This window comes from Mesorhizobium sp. URHB0026 (assembly GCF_054059755.1).
Genome location: NZ_JBSSCN010000001.1, coordinates 2,323,561 through 2,339,735 on the forward strand (window position 1 = coordinate 2,323,561; position 16,175 = coordinate 2,339,735).

16 protein-coding genes, 1 other RNA gene and 1 pseudogene are annotated in these 16,175 nt (G+C 63.8%); 14 read left to right on the plus strand and 4 right to left on the minus strand.

Going from position 1 to position 16,175, the window contains the following annotated elements:
• Positions 1–144: 144 nt before the first annotated feature.
• Positions 145–855, minus strand: a complete 711-nt coding sequence (locus tag ACVWWD_RS11635; RefSeq protein WP_352547660.1) for a c-type cytochrome — start codon at positions 853–855, stop codon at positions 145–147.
• Positions 856–1,048: 193 nt separating this feature from the next.
• Here ACVWWD_RS11635 and ACVWWD_RS11640 point away from each other — a divergent pair, with 193 nt between their 5' ends.
• Complete coding sequence (locus ACVWWD_RS11640) at positions 1,049–1,777, plus strand: 3-deoxy-manno-octulosonate cytidylyltransferase (protein ID WP_023783406.1); 729 nt, start codon at positions 1,049–1,051, stop codon at positions 1,775–1,777.
• A 9-nt stretch (positions 1,778–1,786) separates the two neighbouring features.
• Entirely contained in the window at positions 1,787–2,650 is an 864-nt protein-coding gene (locus ACVWWD_RS11645) for a prephenate dehydratase (protein ID WP_352547662.1), read from the plus strand.
• A gap of 1 nt (position 2,651) precedes the next feature.
• Here the strand turns inward: ACVWWD_RS11645 and ACVWWD_RS11650 are convergent, their stop codons facing one another.
• The 3 genes from ACVWWD_RS11650 to ACVWWD_RS11660 are packed head-to-tail and all read right to left on the minus strand — an operon-like array spanning position 2,652 to position 4,397.
• On the minus strand, positions 2,652–2,951 hold the full coding sequence (locus ACVWWD_RS11650; RefSeq protein WP_023772650.1) for a Dabb family protein: 300 nt from the start codon (positions 2,949–2,951) through the stop codon (positions 2,652–2,654).
• Positions 2,952–2,981: 30 nt separating this feature from the next.
• A complete protein-coding gene (nudC, locus tag ACVWWD_RS11655) occupies positions 2,982–3,926 on the minus strand; it encodes an NAD(+) diphosphatase (RefSeq protein WP_023783407.1) in 945 nt (314 codons plus the stop codon).
• 51 nt (positions 3,927–3,977) lie between these two features.
• Entirely contained in the window at positions 3,978–4,397 is a 420-nt protein-coding gene (locus ACVWWD_RS11660) for an HIT domain-containing protein (RefSeq protein ID WP_023772652.1), read from the minus strand.
• 144 nt (positions 4,398–4,541) lie between these two features.
• On the opposite strand from ACVWWD_RS11660, the gene ffs reads away from it, so the two are divergent.
• From ffs to ACVWWD_RS11720, 12 genes and pseudogenes are all read left to right on the plus strand, one after another.
• Positions 4,542–4,638: signal recognition particle sRNA small type (gene ffs, locus ACVWWD_RS11665), an RNA gene on the plus strand.
• 103 nt (positions 4,639–4,741) lie between these two features.
• Positions 4,742–6,568: a DNA polymerase III subunit gamma/tau gene (locus ACVWWD_RS11670; RefSeq protein WP_352547666.1), complete on the plus strand. Its 1,827-nt coding sequence runs from the start codon at positions 4,742–4,744 to the stop codon at positions 6,566–6,568.
• Positions 6,569–6,599: 31 nt separating this feature from the next.
• Entirely contained in the window at positions 6,600–6,923 is a 324-nt protein-coding gene (locus ACVWWD_RS11675) for a YbaB/EbfC family nucleoid-associated protein (RefSeq protein ID WP_015314045.1), read from the plus strand.
• 83 nt (positions 6,924–7,006) lie between these two features.
• Positions 7,007–7,414 (plus strand): hypothetical protein, encoded by a 408-nt coding sequence (locus ACVWWD_RS11680; protein WP_352547668.1) that lies wholly within the window; start codon positions 7,007–7,009, stop codon positions 7,412–7,414.
• A 249-nt stretch (positions 7,415–7,663) separates the two neighbouring features.
• Positions 7,664–8,671, plus strand: a complete 1,008-nt coding sequence (locus ACVWWD_RS11685) for a cell wall hydrolase (RefSeq protein ID WP_352547671.1) — start codon at positions 7,664–7,666, stop codon at positions 8,669–8,671.
• 77 nt (positions 8,672–8,748) lie between these two features.
• On the plus strand, positions 8,749–9,354 hold the full coding sequence (gene recR, locus ACVWWD_RS11690) for a recombination mediator RecR (RefSeq protein WP_015314042.1): 606 nt from the start codon (positions 8,749–8,751) through the stop codon (positions 9,352–9,354).
• A 13-nt stretch (positions 9,355–9,367) separates the two neighbouring features.
• Positions 9,368–10,627 (plus strand): lytic murein transglycosylase, encoded by a 1,260-nt coding sequence (locus tag ACVWWD_RS11695; protein WP_457103074.1) that lies wholly within the window; start codon positions 9,368–9,370, stop codon positions 10,625–10,627.
• A gap of 259 nt (positions 10,628–10,886) precedes the next feature.
• A complete protein-coding gene (locus tag ACVWWD_RS11700) occupies positions 10,887–12,530 on the plus strand; it encodes an ABC transporter substrate-binding protein (RefSeq protein ID WP_023772657.1) in 1,644 nt (547 codons plus the stop codon).
• A gap of 19 nt (positions 12,531–12,549) precedes the next feature.
• A complete protein-coding gene (locus ACVWWD_RS11705; protein WP_023772658.1) occupies positions 12,550–13,611 on the plus strand; it encodes an ABC transporter permease in 1,062 nt (353 codons plus the stop codon).
• A pseudogene (gene nikC, locus ACVWWD_RS11710) lies at positions 13,608–14,529 on the plus strand (nickel transporter permease). The gene ACVWWD_RS11705 and the pseudogene nikC overlap by 4 nt, the downstream one beginning before the upstream one ends.
• Positions 14,526–15,389, plus strand: coding sequence for an ABC transporter ATP-binding protein (locus tag ACVWWD_RS11715; RefSeq protein ID WP_023772660.1), 864 nt, complete (start codon positions 14,526–14,528; stop codon positions 15,387–15,389). Before nikC ends, ACVWWD_RS11715 begins: the two are co-directional and overlap by 4 nt.
• Positions 15,386–16,147, plus strand: coding sequence for an ABC transporter ATP-binding protein (locus ACVWWD_RS11720; RefSeq protein ID WP_023772661.1), 762 nt, complete (start codon positions 15,386–15,388; stop codon positions 16,145–16,147). The genes ACVWWD_RS11715 and ACVWWD_RS11720 overlap by 4 nt, the downstream gene beginning before the upstream one ends.
• Positions 16,148–16,175 lie beyond the last annotated feature (28 nt).

Sequence of the window (16,175 nt, forward strand, 5' to 3'; positions counted from 1 at the left end):
GATGCGTGCCAGATCATCCAGAAAGGCAATCTAGATGATTTGGCGCTCGTGAAAACCGCCGTGCGCGGCTTTGTCGCCGCACAGGCATCAACAAAAAGCCGGGCTGAACCCGGCTTTTTCAAGATCGTAGCGATAATAATCCGGTTATTTGGCGGGCGCCGGTGCAGCAGGAGCCGGTGCAGCAGGAGCCGGTGCTGCCGGAGCGGCAGGCGCCGCGGGCTTGGGCGGTGCGGCGCCGTCAGCCGGCTTCGCCGGAGCGGCCCCATCGGCCGGTTTGGCGGGTGCGGAGGCGTCCGCGGCGGCGCCAGGTGCCGGCAGCGGCTTGGGATTGTCCGACAGCGTGCGCAGGTAGGCGATGACGTTGGCGCGGTCCTCGTCCTTCGGCAGGCCGGCAAAGCCCATGGCCGTTCCCTTCACGAATTTCTTCGGCGAGGTGATGAAGTGGTTGATGTTGTCATAGGTCCACTTCTCCGTGCCGCCCTTGGAGAATTCCTTCATGCCGGCCGAATAGGCGAAGCCTTCATGTTCGGCGACAGGGCGGTCGACGAGGTCCCACAGATCCGGGCCGACCTTGTTAGGACCGCCCTTTTCGCCGGAATGGCAGGCCTGGCACTTCTTGAACACGGCGGCACCCGCCTCGACATTGGCCGTGGCCAGCAGATCGGCGATCGGCTTGGCCGCGGCGGCCGGCGCCGCAGGGCCGCCCTCCACCGGCTCGGCGGCTTCGATGGCGAAGCCTGGTTTTTCGGGAGCGGGCGAGGCAAACAGCGCGTCAGACACCAGGCCGACGGAGAAAACGACGAAAACGGTTCCGAGCAATCCGGCGAGCAGCTTGTTGACTTCGTTGGAATCCATACGCCCCTTGCTCCCTTTTCCGGCGGACTGATCCGTCCACTCCGTCCGTCGGTATCGAGACCCGCCCTCCGGAGCCGGTCAAATCGGGCGGAAACTAGGTCTTTTGCTCGGGCGTTGCAACACCTATAAGGGCGCTTCCAGTGAGACCTTTTGCCACTTTTCCCCTCCTCTTTTCGAACGCCTTGCCAGACCGATGTCCACCTTGATCCTGATCCCGGCCCGCATGGCCTCGACACGCCTGCCGGGCAAGCCGCTGGCCGACATATCGGGCGCGCCGATGATCGTTCATGTGGCACGCCGGGCGGCCGAGGCCGGGCTTGGCCGGGTGGTGGTGGCGACCGACACGCAAAGCGTGGCCGAAGCGGTGCGGGCGCATGGTTTCGAGGCCGTGATGACGCGCATGGATCATGAGTCGGGTTCGGATCGCATCCACGAGGCGTTGATCGCTCTTGATCCCTTGGGCAAGGTCGAAACGATCGTCAATGTGCAGGGCGACCTGCCGACCATCGATCCCCTCGTCATCGCCGCGTCGCTCAGCCCGTTCGACGACCCCTCGGTGGATATCGCCACGCTCGGCGTCGAGATCTTCCGCGAAGAGGAAAAGACCAATCCCAACGTCGTAAAGATCGTCGGGTCGCCGCTCTCCGGCACACGGTTGCGGGCGCTTTACTTCACCCGCGCCACGGCACCCTGGGGCGAGGGGCCGCTTTATCACCATGTCGGCCTTTACGCCTATCGACGCGCGGCACTCGAGCGTTTTGTCGCGCTGAAGCCATCGGCGCTGGAGCGCCGCGAGCGGCTGGAGCAACTGCGGGCCCTGGAAGCCGGCATGCGCATAGACGCCGAGATCGTGCAGTCGCTGCCGCTTGGCGTCGACACCCCTGAAGACCTGGACCGTGCCAGGCAAATCCTTTCAAACTGAGATATCAGCATGCCTGAAAAGACCAATAGAATATCCTTCCAGGGCGAGCCCGGCGCCAATTCCGACACCGCCAGCCGTAACGTCTATCCCTCGATGGAGCCGTTGCCGTGCCCGACCTTCGAGGACGCGTTCAATGCCGTCGAGACCGGCAAGGCCGATCTTGCCATGATCCCGATCGAGAACACCATCGCCGGGCGCGTCGCCGACATCCACCACCTTCTGCCGGAATCGAAACTGCACATCGTCGGCGAATATTTCCTGCCGATCCATTTCCAGCTGATGGTGCTGCCGGGCGTCAGGCGCGACGAGATCAAGAGCGTGCACACCCATATCCACGCCCTCGGCCAATGCCGCAAATACATCCGCAAGAACGGTTGGAAGGGAGTGGTCGCCGGCGACACGGCGGGCGCCGCCAAGATGGTCTCCGAGGTCAAGGACCGCACCATGGCCGCGCTGTCGCCGGCGTTGGCAGCAGCGCTCTACGGGCTCGACATTATCGAGGAGAATGTCGAGGACACCGACAGCAACGTCACTCGCTTCGTCGTCCTGACCAAGAGCAAGCAATGGGCCGAGCGCCCGTCATCCGACGTCAAGATGATGACGACCTTCATCTTTCGCGTCCGCAACGTGCCGGCCGCGCTCTACAAGGCCATGGGCGGCTTCGCCACCAACGGCATCAACATGACCAAGCTGGAAAGCTACCAACTCGGCGCCTTTACGGCGACGCTGTTCTACGCCGACATCGAGGGCCACCCCGACGATCCGCTGGTCAAGCTGGCGCTCGACGAACTGCGGTTCTTTTCGCGCGAAGTGCGGATCCTCGGCGTCTATCCAGCCAGCGAGTCACGCGAGCAGTGGAAGGTGGCGGATTGAGCTACCAGCCCAACGGCACGTAATCGATCTCCATGAAGGTCTCGACCTCCGGCACCCAGCGGTCGCGCACGAAGGCGACATGGTCGGGATGGTCGTTGTACCTGGTGTAGGCGGCCTGGTCGGCGAACTCCATCGAGAAGCCGAACCGATAGTCGTTCTTAGGGCTAACCTGCCGCAATTGCTCGAATTGCGTGACGCCCCGGATCGCCGAGAGGATTTTCCTGGCGTCGACGAGGAAGCGCTTTTCGTCCAGCGAATGCGGTGGGTGCTTCAGCGTGAAGACGACGGTGTGACGGATCATTTGTCTCTCCTGCAATGACTTCGATATTGGCTATTCGCTGTCGACCCAGGCGCGGATGAGGTGGTGCGCAATGGCACCTTTCGGCGGCGTGACCAGGTTGTCGGGGTGCGTCCGTTCCAGCATCAGGCGCACCTCGTCGCGCAAAAACCAGCGGCAGTCCTCCAGTTCGTCGAGATCGGCCTGGATGTCCTCGTTGAGCGGCTCGCCGAAGCACCCGATCATCAGCGAATAGGGGAACGGCCAGGGCTGGCTGGCGTGGTAGACGACGCGGCCGAGCCGGATACCCGCCTCCTCCAGCGTTTCGCGGCGCACCGCCGCCTCGATCGTCTCGCCCGGCTCGATGAAGCCGGCAAGCGCCGAATACATGCCCGGCGCGAAATGCCGGCCGCGGCCGAGCAGGCATTTCTCCCGCGTCGCCGTCAGCATGATCGCCACCGGGTCGGTGCGCGGAAAATGCTCGGTGCCGCAATTCGGGCAATGCCGCTTGTAGCCGCCCGCCCGCATCTGCGATTGCGTGCCGCATTTGCTGCAGAAACGGTGGCTGGCGTGCCAGGCAAGCAGGGCGGCGCCCTGCGCCATCGCGCCGGCGGCGGCCTCGTCGATCAGCCCTTGCATATAGACCGAGCGGTAATCGATCGCCTTGATGGTTTCAGGCAGCTGTTCGGCATCGACGCCAGCCAGCACCGCCAGCACCGGCCCCTGTTCGGAAACGCCGAGCAGGACGCCCTGGTCGACCGAAGGGCTGAAGGGCTCGCTTTCGGCGATGCCGAACCATGGGTCGAGGCGGCCGCCCTCGCCGGGCTTCAGCAGGAGCCTGCCGCCATTCATCAACAGCAGCCGCGTCGTCGGATCGGCCAGCGCCTTGTCGACCGAATCGTCGGCGCGGTTCTCGGATTGCCGGTCGATCGTGTTGCCGGCAAAGCCGACGAATTGGCTCGGCTCGCGCACGGGCGCGTCAAACAGGCGGAAGGTCATGTGGACTCTGGTGCTTTGGGATGGACACGCTTGGGATGGACACGGCAAGGCTTATAGCGCTGCCCTTATCGTTTCGGCAAACCGGCGCAGATCGGAACGCTCATAGGGCTCGCGCAGCCCGTGCCCCCAGGCCGGGCCGGGCCAGCCGGGATCGCCCTCGGACCGTGCGATGATATGGACATGCAGTTGGCGCACGATGTTGCCGAGCGCACCGGTGTTGATCTTGGTGCAGCCGCTCACCTTCTTCAGCGCCTGCGCCACCATATTGGTCTCGAAGGTCAGCATCGCCTGGTCGAGCGGCGTCATGTCATGGATCTCCTCCACGCCTGGCCGCTGCGGCACCAGGAGCAGCCATGGCCAACGGCGGTCGTTCATCACCCGCAATTCGCACAGCCCCAGCCACATCAATTGCTCGCTGTCGGCCTCCAGCCGGGCATCCAGCGTGAATCCGGCCTTCAGGCCCGGCAGCATCGGCGTTTCCCTTGCTTTTCTTGGTTTCCTCAAACCATGAACGCTAGAGCGGCTGCACCGGTGCTGCAAGCGAATCTGGTGGTCCGCGGTTCCGATTTGCCTGCGCACTTGCATTTCGTCGCGCAATTGCCGATATGGACAGCGGGAGGTTGGTGGTGGACGATCCACTCGCCAACCGGGTCAGGTCCGGAAGGAAGCAGCCCTAACGAGCCCGGAACGGGTCATTGTTCCAGCCTCCCACCTCATCGGCCCTCCTCGCGACATTGACGACGCATTGCAGCGCGGGCGAGACTATGCGCAGAATCGGCGCCTTTGGGCGCGGCCTTTTGGAGCTTAACGGGCGAATGAGCGAAGCCGGAAATTCGGGCCCTGATAGTCTGGCGACGGGCAAGGCCGCTGCCTACCGCGTGCTGGCGCGCAAATACCGTCCGTCGAATTTTTCCGAACTCGTCGGCCAGGAGCCGATGGTGCGCACCCTCACCAACGCCTTTGCCACCGGCCGCATTGCCCAGGCCTGGATGCTGACCGGCGTGCGCGGCGTCGGCAAGACCACCACCGCGCGCATTTTGGCGCGTGCGCTGAACTATAAAACCGCCACCACGGATCAGCCCTCGGTCGACCTCGCCGTGCTTGGCGAGCACTGCCAGGCGATCATGGAAGGCCGCCATGTCGACGTCATCGAGATGGACGCCGCCTCGCACACCGGCATCGACGACATCAGGGACATCATCGAACGCGTGCGCTATGCGCCGGTCTCGGCCCGCTACAAGGTCTACATCATCGATGAAGTGCACATGCTGTCGACGCAGGCCTTCAATGGCCTGCTGAAGACGCTGGAAGAGCCGCCCCCGCACGTCAAGTTCATCTTCGCCACCACCGAAATCCGCAAGGTTCCGATCACCGTCCTGTCGCGCTGCCAGCGATTCGACCTGAGGCGCATCGACGCCGGCGCGCTCGTCTCGCATCTCTCCTCGATCGCCGGCAAGGAAGGCATTTCGGTCGACGACGATGCGCTGGCGATGATCGCGCGCGCGGCGGAAGGTTCCGCCCGCGATTCGCTCTCCATTCTCGACCAGGCGATCGCCCATGGCGCCGGCTCGGTCAGCGCCGAGGCCGTGCGCGCCATGTTGGGCCTGGCCGACCGCGCCCGTATCGTCGATCTGTTCGAGCATGTGATGAAGGGCGACGTGGCGGCCGCCCTTGGGGAGTTTCGCGCCCAATACGATACCGGCGCCGATCCGGCCGCCGTGCTCACCGATCTTGCCGAGTTCAACCATCTCGTCACCAGGCTACGCTTCGTGCCGACCGCGATGGACGATGCCTCGCTGTCGCAGGACGAGCGTCAGCGCGGCGCCGATTTCGCCCGGGCTTTGTCGGTCAGGGTGCTGTCGCGGACCTGGCAGATGCTGCTCAAGGGCATTCCCGAGGTACAGTCCTCCAACCGGCCGGTCAGTGCCGCCGAAATGGTGTTGATCCGGCTGGCCCATGCCGCCGACCTGCCGACATTGGACGAGGCGCTGAGATCGCTGGAGAGCGGCGCCTCTGCAACTGGCGCCGCGCCGCGCCCGAACGGCGCGCCGATGAGCCCCGGCCCCGTGAATCCCGGCGATGGCGCCGGCGCCGTGGCGCAGGCGCGCATGCCTGGCGGCTCGGGCGGCGCGCAGCCCATGCGGCTGGTCGAGGCCACGCCGACTCCGACTGCATTTGTCGCGCCCCCGCAATCGGCGCCGGAGACGCAAGCCGTACCGCTGAAATCGCTGGCCGACATCGTTGCCCTTGCCGACGCGAAACGCGACATCGCCTTCAAGGTGCTGATCAAGAGCTGCATCCGCCTCGTGCGCATCGAACCGGGCCGCATCGACGTAAGCCTGACCGACGATGCGCCCAAGATGCTGCTCAACGACCTGACGACGAAACTACGCGCCTGGACCGGCCGCAACTGGCTGGTGTCGCTGTCGAAGGAGGAGGGCGGCCAGACGCTGGCCGAGATGGAATCGACGAAGCGTGAAAACGCTTTCCTCGATGCCAGGAACGACCCGACCGTGGCCTCTATCCTGGCCCGCTTTCCCGGCGCCAAGATCATCGACGTGCGCATTCCCGACACGCCGGACGCCGACGCGAGCGAGGCCGAAATGCCGGTCGAGCCGCCGGCCGAAGAAGACGAACCCTGATATTCAGCACTAATCCGCAAAGGATCGGACCATGAAAGATCTTCTCGGCCTGATGGGCAAGGCGAAGGAAATGCAGGCCAAGTTCCAGGCCATGCAGGATGAGATTGCCACGGTCGAGGCCCTCGGCCAGGCTGGCGGCGGCCTGGTCAGCGTCACGCTGAGCGGAAAATTCGATATCAAGTCGCTGAAGATCGACCCGTCTTTGTTCAAGGAGGACGACGTCGAAATCCTCGAGGATTTGATTCTTGCCGCGCACAATGACGCCAAGGCCAAGGTCGAGCAGATCATGCAGGAAAAGACCAAGGCGCTGACCGCCGGCCTGCCCATTCCCCCGGGAATGAAACTGCCTTTCTGAGGCATGTCGCCCAAAAGCATGCCCGCGGGCTCGACCCGAGGATGCGCAGGCAACGATATGCATGAAGGCTGAGACCGGCGCCCATGATCGACGAGCCGTCCGAAAGACTGATCGAGCAGCGTACCCGCAACAGGATCTACGAGATTCTGGAAATACTCGCCGACTGCGATGCCGGTGTCGATCCCGTCGGCGTCAAGGGCTACTTTAACCTGTTCGAGGATTTCGTGCACCGACCGTCGATCGAGGCCGGCACGTCGGCGCTTTCAAGGGATGAACGTGCCATCGTGCTGGAAATCGCCGAATTCCTGGAGGCGGCCTGGGAAACAAATCCTGATTTCACCAAGGCCGAGTTCATCGACAGCGACTGGCCGGGCAAGATCGCGCCGACGGCCAGGGAGGCGCGGGCGCTGTTTCTCAGGCGCGGCCTGTTTTCGGAGAAGATCGAAGAGGTCGAGCCTGGCCAGCCGGCAGCAATCGCCGCCGGGCAATAGGGAGTTTTGGACGCGTGGCGCGGTCCTGCCGGGAAAAAGCACTTGGCGTTTCCCCAAGGGAATTGCGGCAAAACGAAGAGAGGTCGGTCATCGTCTGTGTGAAACGATGGCTCGATCTATCTGGAAAGCCTCTATTTGTGTCAATTCGGCAACAGTATGCCCTTAATAACGTTTTCGCCATCATTTTGCCCGAAAGTGTCTCATTCTTGCCGCAGCCTGGGGCGGGCATTGAAGTGAGAGGGTTACCTGTTGATCGCGATGCGATGGAAGACGCCGCTGTTGCTCGGCGTCGTTACGTCTCCCCTTTTCTTGGCCGCTTGCAGCCAGACAACCTCGCACGGCATGTCCGTCGCCAGCCTGACCGACGCCATCACGCCGAGCTTCCTGAGTTCGCGCGCCTACAGCCACACGCCGAAGGACAGGGAATGCCTGGAACGGGCGATGTTCTTCGAATCCAACCGGTCGAGCCGCGACGGCATGATCGCCGTCGGCACGGTGGTGATGAACCGGCTGCGCTCGGGCAACCATGGCAGCACCATCTGCCAAGTGGTCGGTGAGCCCGGGCAGTTCGCGCCGGGCGTCATGACCAGATCGATGAATTCGCGCGCATTGCCCGATGTCGAAGAGGCCGCCGACGCCGTGCTCAAGGGCGAGCGCAAGACCAAGCTCAAGAACACGATGTATTTCCACACCGCCGGCCTGCGCTTCCCCTACAAGAACATGCACTACACCATGGTTGCCGGCGGCAACGCCTTCTACGAGAAGCGCGGCCGCAACTGGCAGCCGCTGCCGGATGAGCCGATGATTGCCTCTGCCGAGCAGCCGGTGGCGTTGCCGGGGGTATCCGCGACGCGGGTCGCATCCGTCGAGACGGTGCGCCCGGCCAAGGCATCACTTCGCAACGCTCCAGCCCAGCAAGTCTACATGACCGCCGCGGCGGAACCGGCGGCCAAGCCGGAGCCTGTCTATACCGTCCCTGCGCGGCAGACCTATCTGACCGCGGCCGCGGCGCCGACGGCAAAATCCGCGCGGGTCTCGGCGAAGCCGGTGCAAGTTGCCATGCAGGAGCCGATGGAAGAGCCGGATGCCGCCCGTTTTGGCGGAACCCTGAACAGCGGAACCTCGAACAAGCGGGTCATCTCCTCGATCCAGGACGCTCCGCAAGAAGCCTCGATGGGATTCCAGTCGACGCCTGAAAACACCGATGCCATCGGCGCGATGATCGTCAGCCAGGGCCGCCCGCTCGAAGCAAACTGATTCTCGCATGGCAGCATGGCGAACCGTGCATCGACGGAGATGTTTCAAAGCGCTCGGAAAAATCCTAGATCAGAGCGATGTCCAAGCGAATCGCCGGTCCCGAGATCGAACGCCTGATCCAGCTCCTGGCCAAGGTCCCGGGGCTTGGCCCCCGTTCGGCCAGGCGCGCCGCGCTGCACCTGATCAAGAAGAAGGAACAATTGCTGTCGCCGCTCGCCGCCGCCATGGGCGAGGCCGCCGACAAGGTGCGCATCTGCTCGACCTGCGGCAATGTCGACACCTCGGACCCCTGCATGATCTGCACCGACCCGCGTCGCGATGCCGCCACCCTGATCATCGTCGAGGACGTCTCTGATCTCTGGGCGTTGGAGCGGGCGGCGGCGATGAATGTGCGCTACCACGTGCTCGGCGGCACGCTGTCGCCGCTCGACGGTATCGGCCCCGACCAGCTCAACATCCGCTCGCTGATCGATCGCGTCGCCGGGGGCGAAATCAAGGAAATCATCCTCGCCGTCAACGCGACGGTCGAGGGCCAGACCACCGCGCACTACCTCACCGATCAGCTCTCCGGTTTCGAGGTCAAGATCACGCGGCTGGCGCACGGCGTGCCGGTGGGCGGTGAACTCGACTATCTCGACGAAGGCACACTGGCGGCAGCTCTGCGCTCGCGCACGGCGTTTTGAGGCGTTCCTGGAGATGATTGCCACGGAACACGACCTTCGCAAATTTAGTCTTGCATTCTTGCTAGCCGCGCTCCTCGCCGTCTTCCTCACCATCCCCGCTTCCGCCGCCAAGATCGACGACCAGTTCCGTGCCTGGCTTCAAACCGACCTCTGGCCGGAAGCCAAGGCGAAAGGCGTCTCCAAGCAGACTTTCGATGCCGCCTTCAGCGGCGTGAAGCCGAACCTCAAACTCCCCGACCTTGTCATGCCGGGCGAGAAGCCGAAGACGCCGCAGAAGCAGCACCAGGCCGAGTTCGGTTCGCCCGGCGCCTATTTTGCCGACAAGACGGTTCGTGCGGTCACATCAGGCGGACGCACCCGCGAAGCCGCCAATGCCCGCACGCTTGCCTCGATCGAGAAGCGCTATGGCGTGCCGGGCGAAATCCTGCTGGCGATCTGGGGCCGCGAAACCGGCTTCGGCGCGGCGAAGATGCCCTACGACGCCTTCGAGGTGCTGGGCACCAAGGCGTTCATATCAACGAAAAAGGATTTCTTCCGCACAGAACTGCTGGCGGCGCTGGAAATCGTCCAGCGCGGACTGGCCCCGGTCGGCGCGATGAAATCGTCCTGGGCCGGCGCGCTCGGCCAGCCCCAATTCATGCCGACCTCTTTCCTCAAGCATGCCGTCGATTTCGACGGCGACGGCCGCGTCGACATCTGGAATTCGACGCCCGATGTGCTGGCTTCGATCGCTAATTATCTTGTCCACTACGGCTGGGTGAGGGGACGCGGCTGGGCTTTCGAGGTGCTGGTGCCCCAGAGCGTCTCCTGTTCGCTGGAGGGACCGGACCAGGGCAAAAAGATTGCGCAATGGGCTGCCATGGGCATCGAGCGCGTCGGCGGCAAAGCGTTCCCGGCAAGCGAGCTGAAGACGGAAGGTTTCCTGCTGATGCCGGCCGGGCGCAGCGGTCCGGCCTTCATCGCCACCCCCAATTTCTACGTGCTGAAGGAATACAACACCAGCGACCTCTATGCGCTGTTCATCGGCCATGGCGCCGACCGCATCGCCCATGGCGATCAGAATTTTACCGCTGGCTGGGGTGCGGTCGGCGATCTCCGCCGCTCCGACATCGCCGCCTTGCAGCGGGCCTTGGAAGCCAAGGGCTATGATGTCGGCAGCGCCGACGGCCTGCCCGGCTTCAAGACCCGTCGCTCGATCGGCAGATGGCAGGAAAAGAATGGCCAGGCCGCCACCTGCTTTCCCGATGCCGGCCTCGTCGCGGCGCTGAAATAACTCCGAATTTAGCAGATTTTTCTCCATCGATGCCCTCGAATGGCTGGTGCATGCGTCGACACGGCGCCCGCCATTCTGGTCCAATCAACCGTCGCATAAATGCTCGTTGCCCACCGCCAGGCCGCCGGATATGGTGTTGACCAACTGGACAAAAACCACGACGTTAGTGGGGCAGAGGCTCTCGTCGAGCCTTGAAAGAACACCGCAACCCTGAGCCGGGAACTCAGGTCAACAAACAACAAAACAGGGAACAATCATCATGATGATGGAAAAGCTTGCTCTACGATCCCGCATCCTGCTTGCGGGCGCCGCCATGTCGGCGCTGCTTCTGGCTGGAGCGCCGGCTGGCGCGGTCACCCCCGCCGACACGCTTGTCGAAGGTTTTGCCATCGACGACATCATCTCGATGGATCCGGGCGAGGCGTTCGAGCTGTCGACCGCCGAAGTCACCGGCAACACCTATGACCTTCTTGTCCGCCTCGACCTCAGCGACACTTCCAAGGTCAAGCCCGATCTCGCCGAAAGCTGGACCGTCTCCGACGATGGCCTGACCTATACGTTCAAGCTCAAGCCCGGCCTGAAATTCGCCTCCGGCAACCCGATCACCGCCGCCGATGTCGCCTGGTCGTTCGAGCGCGCCGTCAAGCTGGACAAGAGCCCGGCCTTCATCATCGATCAGTTCGGCATCAGCGGCGACAACGTCACCGAGAAGGCCAAGGCGGTCGACGACACAACCTTCCAGTTCACCGTCGACAAGGCCTATGCGCCAAGTTTCGTGCTGAACTGCCTGTCGGCCACCGTCGCTTCCATCGTCGACGCCAAGCTGGTCAAGGAACATGTCGCCGCGGTCACGCCGAGCGCCGACTACAAATGGGACAACGACTTCGGCAACGCCTGGCTGAAGACAGGCTATGCCGGCTCGGGCGCCTACAAGCTGCGTGAATGGCGTGCCAACGAGGCCGTCGTCATGGAGCGCAACGACAATTATTACGGCGAAAAGGCCAAACTCGCCCGCGTCATCTACCGCAACATGAAGGAAAGCTCGGCGCAGCGCCTGGCGCTCGAAGCCGGCGACATCGACGTTGCCCGCAACCTCGAGCCGAACGATCTCGACGCCATCGCGAAGAATGCCGACCTCACCACCACCAGCGCGCCGAAAGGCACCGTCTACTATATCAGCCTCAACCAGAAGAACCCGAACCTCGCCAAGCCCGAGGTCCGTCAGGCCTTCAAATACCTGGTCGACTATGATGCCTTGAGCACGACCATCCTCAAGGGCATCGGCGAGATCCACCAGACCTTCCTGCCCAAGGGCGTTCTGGGCGAACTGGACGAGAACCCTTTCAAGCTCGATGTCGCCAAGGCCAAGGAGTTGCTGGCCAAGGCCGGCCTGCCCGACGGCTTCAGCGTCACCATGGACGTACGCACCGGCCAGCCGACCACCGGCATGGCGGAATCGATCCAGCAGACGCTCGGACAGGCCGGCATCAAGCTCGAAATCATCCCCGGCGACGGCAAGCAGACGCTGACCAAGTATCGCGCCCGCAACCACGACATTTACATCGGCAATTGGGGCCAGGACTATTTCGATCCGAACTCCAACGCCCAGACTTTCGCCTCGAATCCGGACAATTCGGATGCCGGTAAATCCCATACGCTTGCATGGCGCAACAGCTGGGACATTCCAGACTTGACCAAGGAGACGGAAGCAGCCCTGCTCGAGAAGGATTCCGGCAAGCGCGCGGATATGTACAAGGATCTCGAGAAGAAGATCCTCGACACCAGCCCCTTCGTCATCATCCACCAGCAACTGGAGGTGGCCGGCCTGCGCAAGAACCTCAAGGGCTTCGCGCTCGGCCCGAGCTTCGACACCAACTTCGTTGGGCCGGTCTCCAAGGAATAGCGTTCGCGGACACGCCCGCATGAGCGCGATTGAAAACGAGGGCGGGCGCGGCAGCGCCCGCGCCGTCGCCCTTGCATCTTCGCTCGGCCGATTCCTGGTCATTGCGGTGACGACCTATCTTGGTCTTCTCGCGGTCACCTTCTTCATTGGCCGTGTCATCCCGATCGACCCGGTGCTGGCCGTTCTGGGCGACCGGGCACCCGCCAATGTCGTGGAGCGCACGCGCCGCGAGATGGGCCTGGACCTGCCGTTGATCGAGCAGTTCTACATCTATGTGAAACATGCGCTGAGCGGCGATTTCGGCACCTCGGTGCTGACCACCAACCCTGTCATGACCGATATCCGCCGCGCTCTTCCGGCAACGACGGAACTGGCGACACTGGGGACGCTGATCGGCGCGTTTTTCGGTGTCCCGCTCGGGGTGCTGGCCGCGGTCAAACGCGGCAGCTTCGTCGATCAGGTCGTGCGCATCATCGGCCTGATCGGCTATTCCGTACCCATCTTCTGGCTCGGTCTGCTGGCCCTGGTGCTGTTCTACGCCAAACTGCAATGGGTGGCCTTCCCTGCACGGCTCGATGTCGTCTACGAATACACCTTCACGCCGGTCACCGGTTTTTACCTTCTCGATTCGGCGATGCAGAGGCAGTGGGACGTCTTCTGGGACGCCTTCCGGCACATCATCCTGCCGGCCTCGCTGCTCGGCTATTTCTCGCTCGCCTATATCAGCCGCATGACGCGCTCGTTCATGCTCAACGAACTCGCCCAGGAATATGTCGTCGCCGCGCGCGCCAAGGGCCTGTCGGAAACCCGCATCATCTGGGGCCACGCGCTGCGCAATGCCGCCGTGCCGATGGTGACCGTGATCGCGTTGTCCTATGCCGGGCTGCTCGAGGGCTCGGTGCTGACCGAGACCGTCTTCTCCTGGCCGGGCATCGGCCTCTACATCACCAACTCGCTGCAGAACGCCGACATGAACGCCGTTCTCGGCGGCACCATCGTCATCGGCTCGGTGTTCATCGCCATCAATCTTCTGTCCGACCTGCTTTACCGTGTACTCGACCCGAGAACGAAGACAGGATGAGCGCCGAAGCGATCCAGAGCCGTCGCGAATGGTTGCTGTCGGAGCGGCCGGCATCCCGCACGCAGGCAAGGCTCGGCCGCGCCTATGTCGCGTGGCGGCGCTTTTCCGCCAATCGTCTGGCCTTTGTCGGCCTGCTGATCATCATCGCCCTGCTGCTCGTCGCCATCCTTGCCGGTGTGCTGGCGCCGTATTCGCCGACCTTCGGTGACCTGAAGAACGCGCGGCTGCTGGCGCCAACTGCGCAGCACTGGTTCGGCACCGACGACCTCGGCCGCGACATCTATTCGCGCATCCTCTACGGCTCCCGCTGGACGCTTTATGTCGTCGTCCTGGTCGCCATCATCGCCGCCCCCATCGGTCTCCTGGTCGGCACCGTCGCCGGCTATGCCGGCGGCTGGACCGATGCCATACTGATGCGCGTTACCGACATCTTCCTTGCCTTCCCCAAGCTGGTGCTGGCGCTGGCCTTCGTCGCCGCCCTTGGCCCCGGCATCGAGAACGCCGTGCTGGCGATCGCCATCACCTCCTGGCCACCCTATGCGCGCATCGCCCGCGCCGAGACGCTTACCGTGCGCAACTCGGACTACATCAAGGCGGTGCAATTGATGGGCGCCTCGCCTTTCCGCATCGTGCTGCGCCACATCATGCCATTGTGCATCTCCTCGCTGATCGTCCGCGTGACGCTCGACATGGCTGGCATCATCTTGACGGCCGCGGGCCTCGGCTTCCTTGGCCTTGGCGCGCAGCCGCCGCTGCCGGAATGGGGCACCATGATCGCTTCGGGTCGCCGCTTCATTCTCGACCAATGGTGGGTGGCTGGTGCGCCCGGGCTTCGCCATCCTAATCGTCAGCCTCGGCTTCAACCTGCTTGGCGACGGCCTGCGCGACGCACTCGATCCCCGCAGCGGTGACCAATGAGTGGCCGCCCTGATCAGCAGCGATCAAGGAGCACGCTTCTCGACGTCGAGGATCTGCGCGTCACCTTTCCGACCCGCACCGGCATGATCGAGGCGGTGCGCGGCGTTTCCTTCTCTCTCGGCCGCGAGAGGCTCGGCATCGTCGGCGAGTCCGGTTCCGGCAAGTCGCAGACGGGCCGCGCCATCATGGGCCTGACACCGCCGCAGGCCCGGATATCGGCCAATAAATTGAGTTTTGACGGCATCGACCTGCTCGGCATCTCGCCACGCCAACGCCGGGCGCTGCGAGGCAACCGCATCGCCATGATCCTGCAGGACCCGAAATATTCGCTCGATCCGGTGATGAGCATCGGCCGCCAGATCGTCGAGACGCTGCGCACCCACGAAAAGGTCGGCAAGGCCGAGGCGCGCGAGCGCGCGCTGGCCATGCTCGAGGCGGTGCAGATCCGCGATCCCAAACGCGTCTTCGACCTGCATCCGCACGAAGTGTCGGGCGGCATGGGCCAGCGCGCCATGATCGCCATGATGCTGATCGCCGGACCGGAGATGATGATCGCCGACGAGCCGACCTCGGCGCTCGACGTCACGGTGCAGCTCGACGTGCTCGGCATCCTTGACAGGCTGGTCGCGGAGCGCGGCATGGGGCTGATCTTCATCTCGCACGATCTGCGCCTGGTCTCGTCCTTCTGCGACCGCGTCATCGTCATGTATGCCGGCAAAGTCGTCGAGCAGCTCAAGGCGTCGGAATTGAGTCAGGCCCAGCATCCCTACACGCGCGGGCTGCTCAACTGCATGCCAAAGATCGGCGCCGACCGTCACCCGCTGCCCGTGCTCGACCGCAAGCCGGAGTGGGCGGCATGACTTCAGCGATTGCCGTCGACAGGCTGGAGGTGATCTTCGATCGCTTCCGCGCGCTGAAAGGCGTCAGCCTCGACGTGCAGCCGGGGGAATCCTTCGGCCTGGTCGGCGAATCCGGCTCGGGCAAGTCGACATTGCTGCGGGCCATAGCCGGCCTCGCGCCGGTCGCCTCGGGCAGCATCACAGTCAATGGCAAGACGCTCGGCGCGCGCCGCGACAAGGCCTTTTACCGCGAAGTGCAGATGGTCTTTCAGGATCCTTACGGCTCGCTGCACCCGCGCCAGACGGTCGACCGCCTGCTGCAGGAGCCGCTCGCCATCCATGCTTTCGCCGATGGCGAAAAGCGGATCGAACGCGCGCTCGACGAGGTCGGCCTCGGCAACGGCTTTCGTTTCCGTTACGCGCACCAGCTTTCTGGCGGTCAGCGCCAGCGTGTGGCGATCGCGCGCGCGCTCATCCTCGAGCCCTCGATCCTGCTGCTCGACGAGCCGACCTCGGCGCTGGACGCCTCGGTGCAGGCGGAAGTCCTCAACCTGCTGGAGGAAGTCCGCCGGCGGCGCAAGCTGACCTTCCTGATGGTCAGCCACGACCTCGCCATCATCACTCATATGTGCGAGCGGCTGATGGTGATGCAGGGCGGCGAGGCTGTGGAGAATCTGGTGGCCAACGATCTCGTCGAGCGCCGTGTGACGAAGGATTATACGCGCAACCTGTTGCGGGCCAGCGACGGGTTTGTGAGAACGGCTCCCGAGCAGATCTGACGACAGTTCTCCGCGTCACGCCGAGGAG

Coding starts and splice junctions, on each gene's coding strand:
- ACVWWD_RS11675 (WP_015314045.1), top strand. CDS start 6,600: ATGAAAGATCTTCTCGGCCTGATGGGCAAGGCGAAGGAAATGCAGGCC.
- nudC (WP_023783407.1), bottom strand. CDS start 3,926: ATGACCTTCCGCCTGTTTGACGCGCCCGTGCGCGAGCCGAGCCAATTC.
- ACVWWD_RS11660 (WP_023772652.1), bottom strand. CDS start 4,397: ATGCTGCCGGGCCTGAAGGCCGGATTCACGCTGGATGCCCGGCTGGAG.
- ACVWWD_RS11640 (WP_023783406.1), top strand. CDS start 1,049: ATGTCCACCTTGATCCTGATCCCGGCCCGCATGGCCTCGACACGCCTG.
- recR (WP_015314042.1), top strand. CDS start 8,749: ATGTCCAAGCGAATCGCCGGTCCCGAGATCGAACGCCTGATCCAGCTC.
- ACVWWD_RS11680 (WP_352547668.1), top strand. CDS start 7,007: ATGATCGACGAGCCGTCCGAAAGACTGATCGAGCAGCGTACCCGCAAC.
- ACVWWD_RS11705 (WP_023772658.1), top strand. CDS start 12,550: ATGAGCGCGATTGAAAACGAGGGCGGGCGCGGCAGCGCCCGCGCCGTC.
- ACVWWD_RS11720 (WP_023772661.1), top strand. CDS start 15,386: ATGACTTCAGCGATTGCCGTCGACAGGCTGGAGGTGATCTTCGATCGC.
- ACVWWD_RS11635 (WP_352547660.1), bottom strand. CDS start 855: ATGGATTCCAACGAAGTCAACAAGCTGCTCGCCGGATTGCTCGGAACC.
- ACVWWD_RS11715 (WP_023772660.1), top strand. CDS start 14,526: ATGAGTGGCCGCCCTGATCAGCAGCGATCAAGGAGCACGCTTCTCGAC.
- ACVWWD_RS11670 (WP_352547666.1), top strand. CDS start 4,742: ATGAGCGAAGCCGGAAATTCGGGCCCTGATAGTCTGGCGACGGGCAAG.
- ACVWWD_RS11650 (WP_023772650.1), bottom strand. CDS start 2,951: ATGATCCGTCACACCGTCGTCTTCACGCTGAAGCACCCACCGCATTCG.
- ACVWWD_RS11645 (WP_352547662.1), top strand. CDS start 1,787: ATGCCTGAAAAGACCAATAGAATATCCTTCCAGGGCGAGCCCGGCGCC.
- ACVWWD_RS11695 (WP_457103074.1), top strand. CDS start 9,368: ATGATTGCCACGGAACACGACCTTCGCAAATTTAGTCTTGCATTCTTG.
- ACVWWD_RS11700 (WP_023772657.1), top strand. CDS start 10,887: ATGATGATGGAAAAGCTTGCTCTACGATCCCGCATCCTGCTTGCGGGC.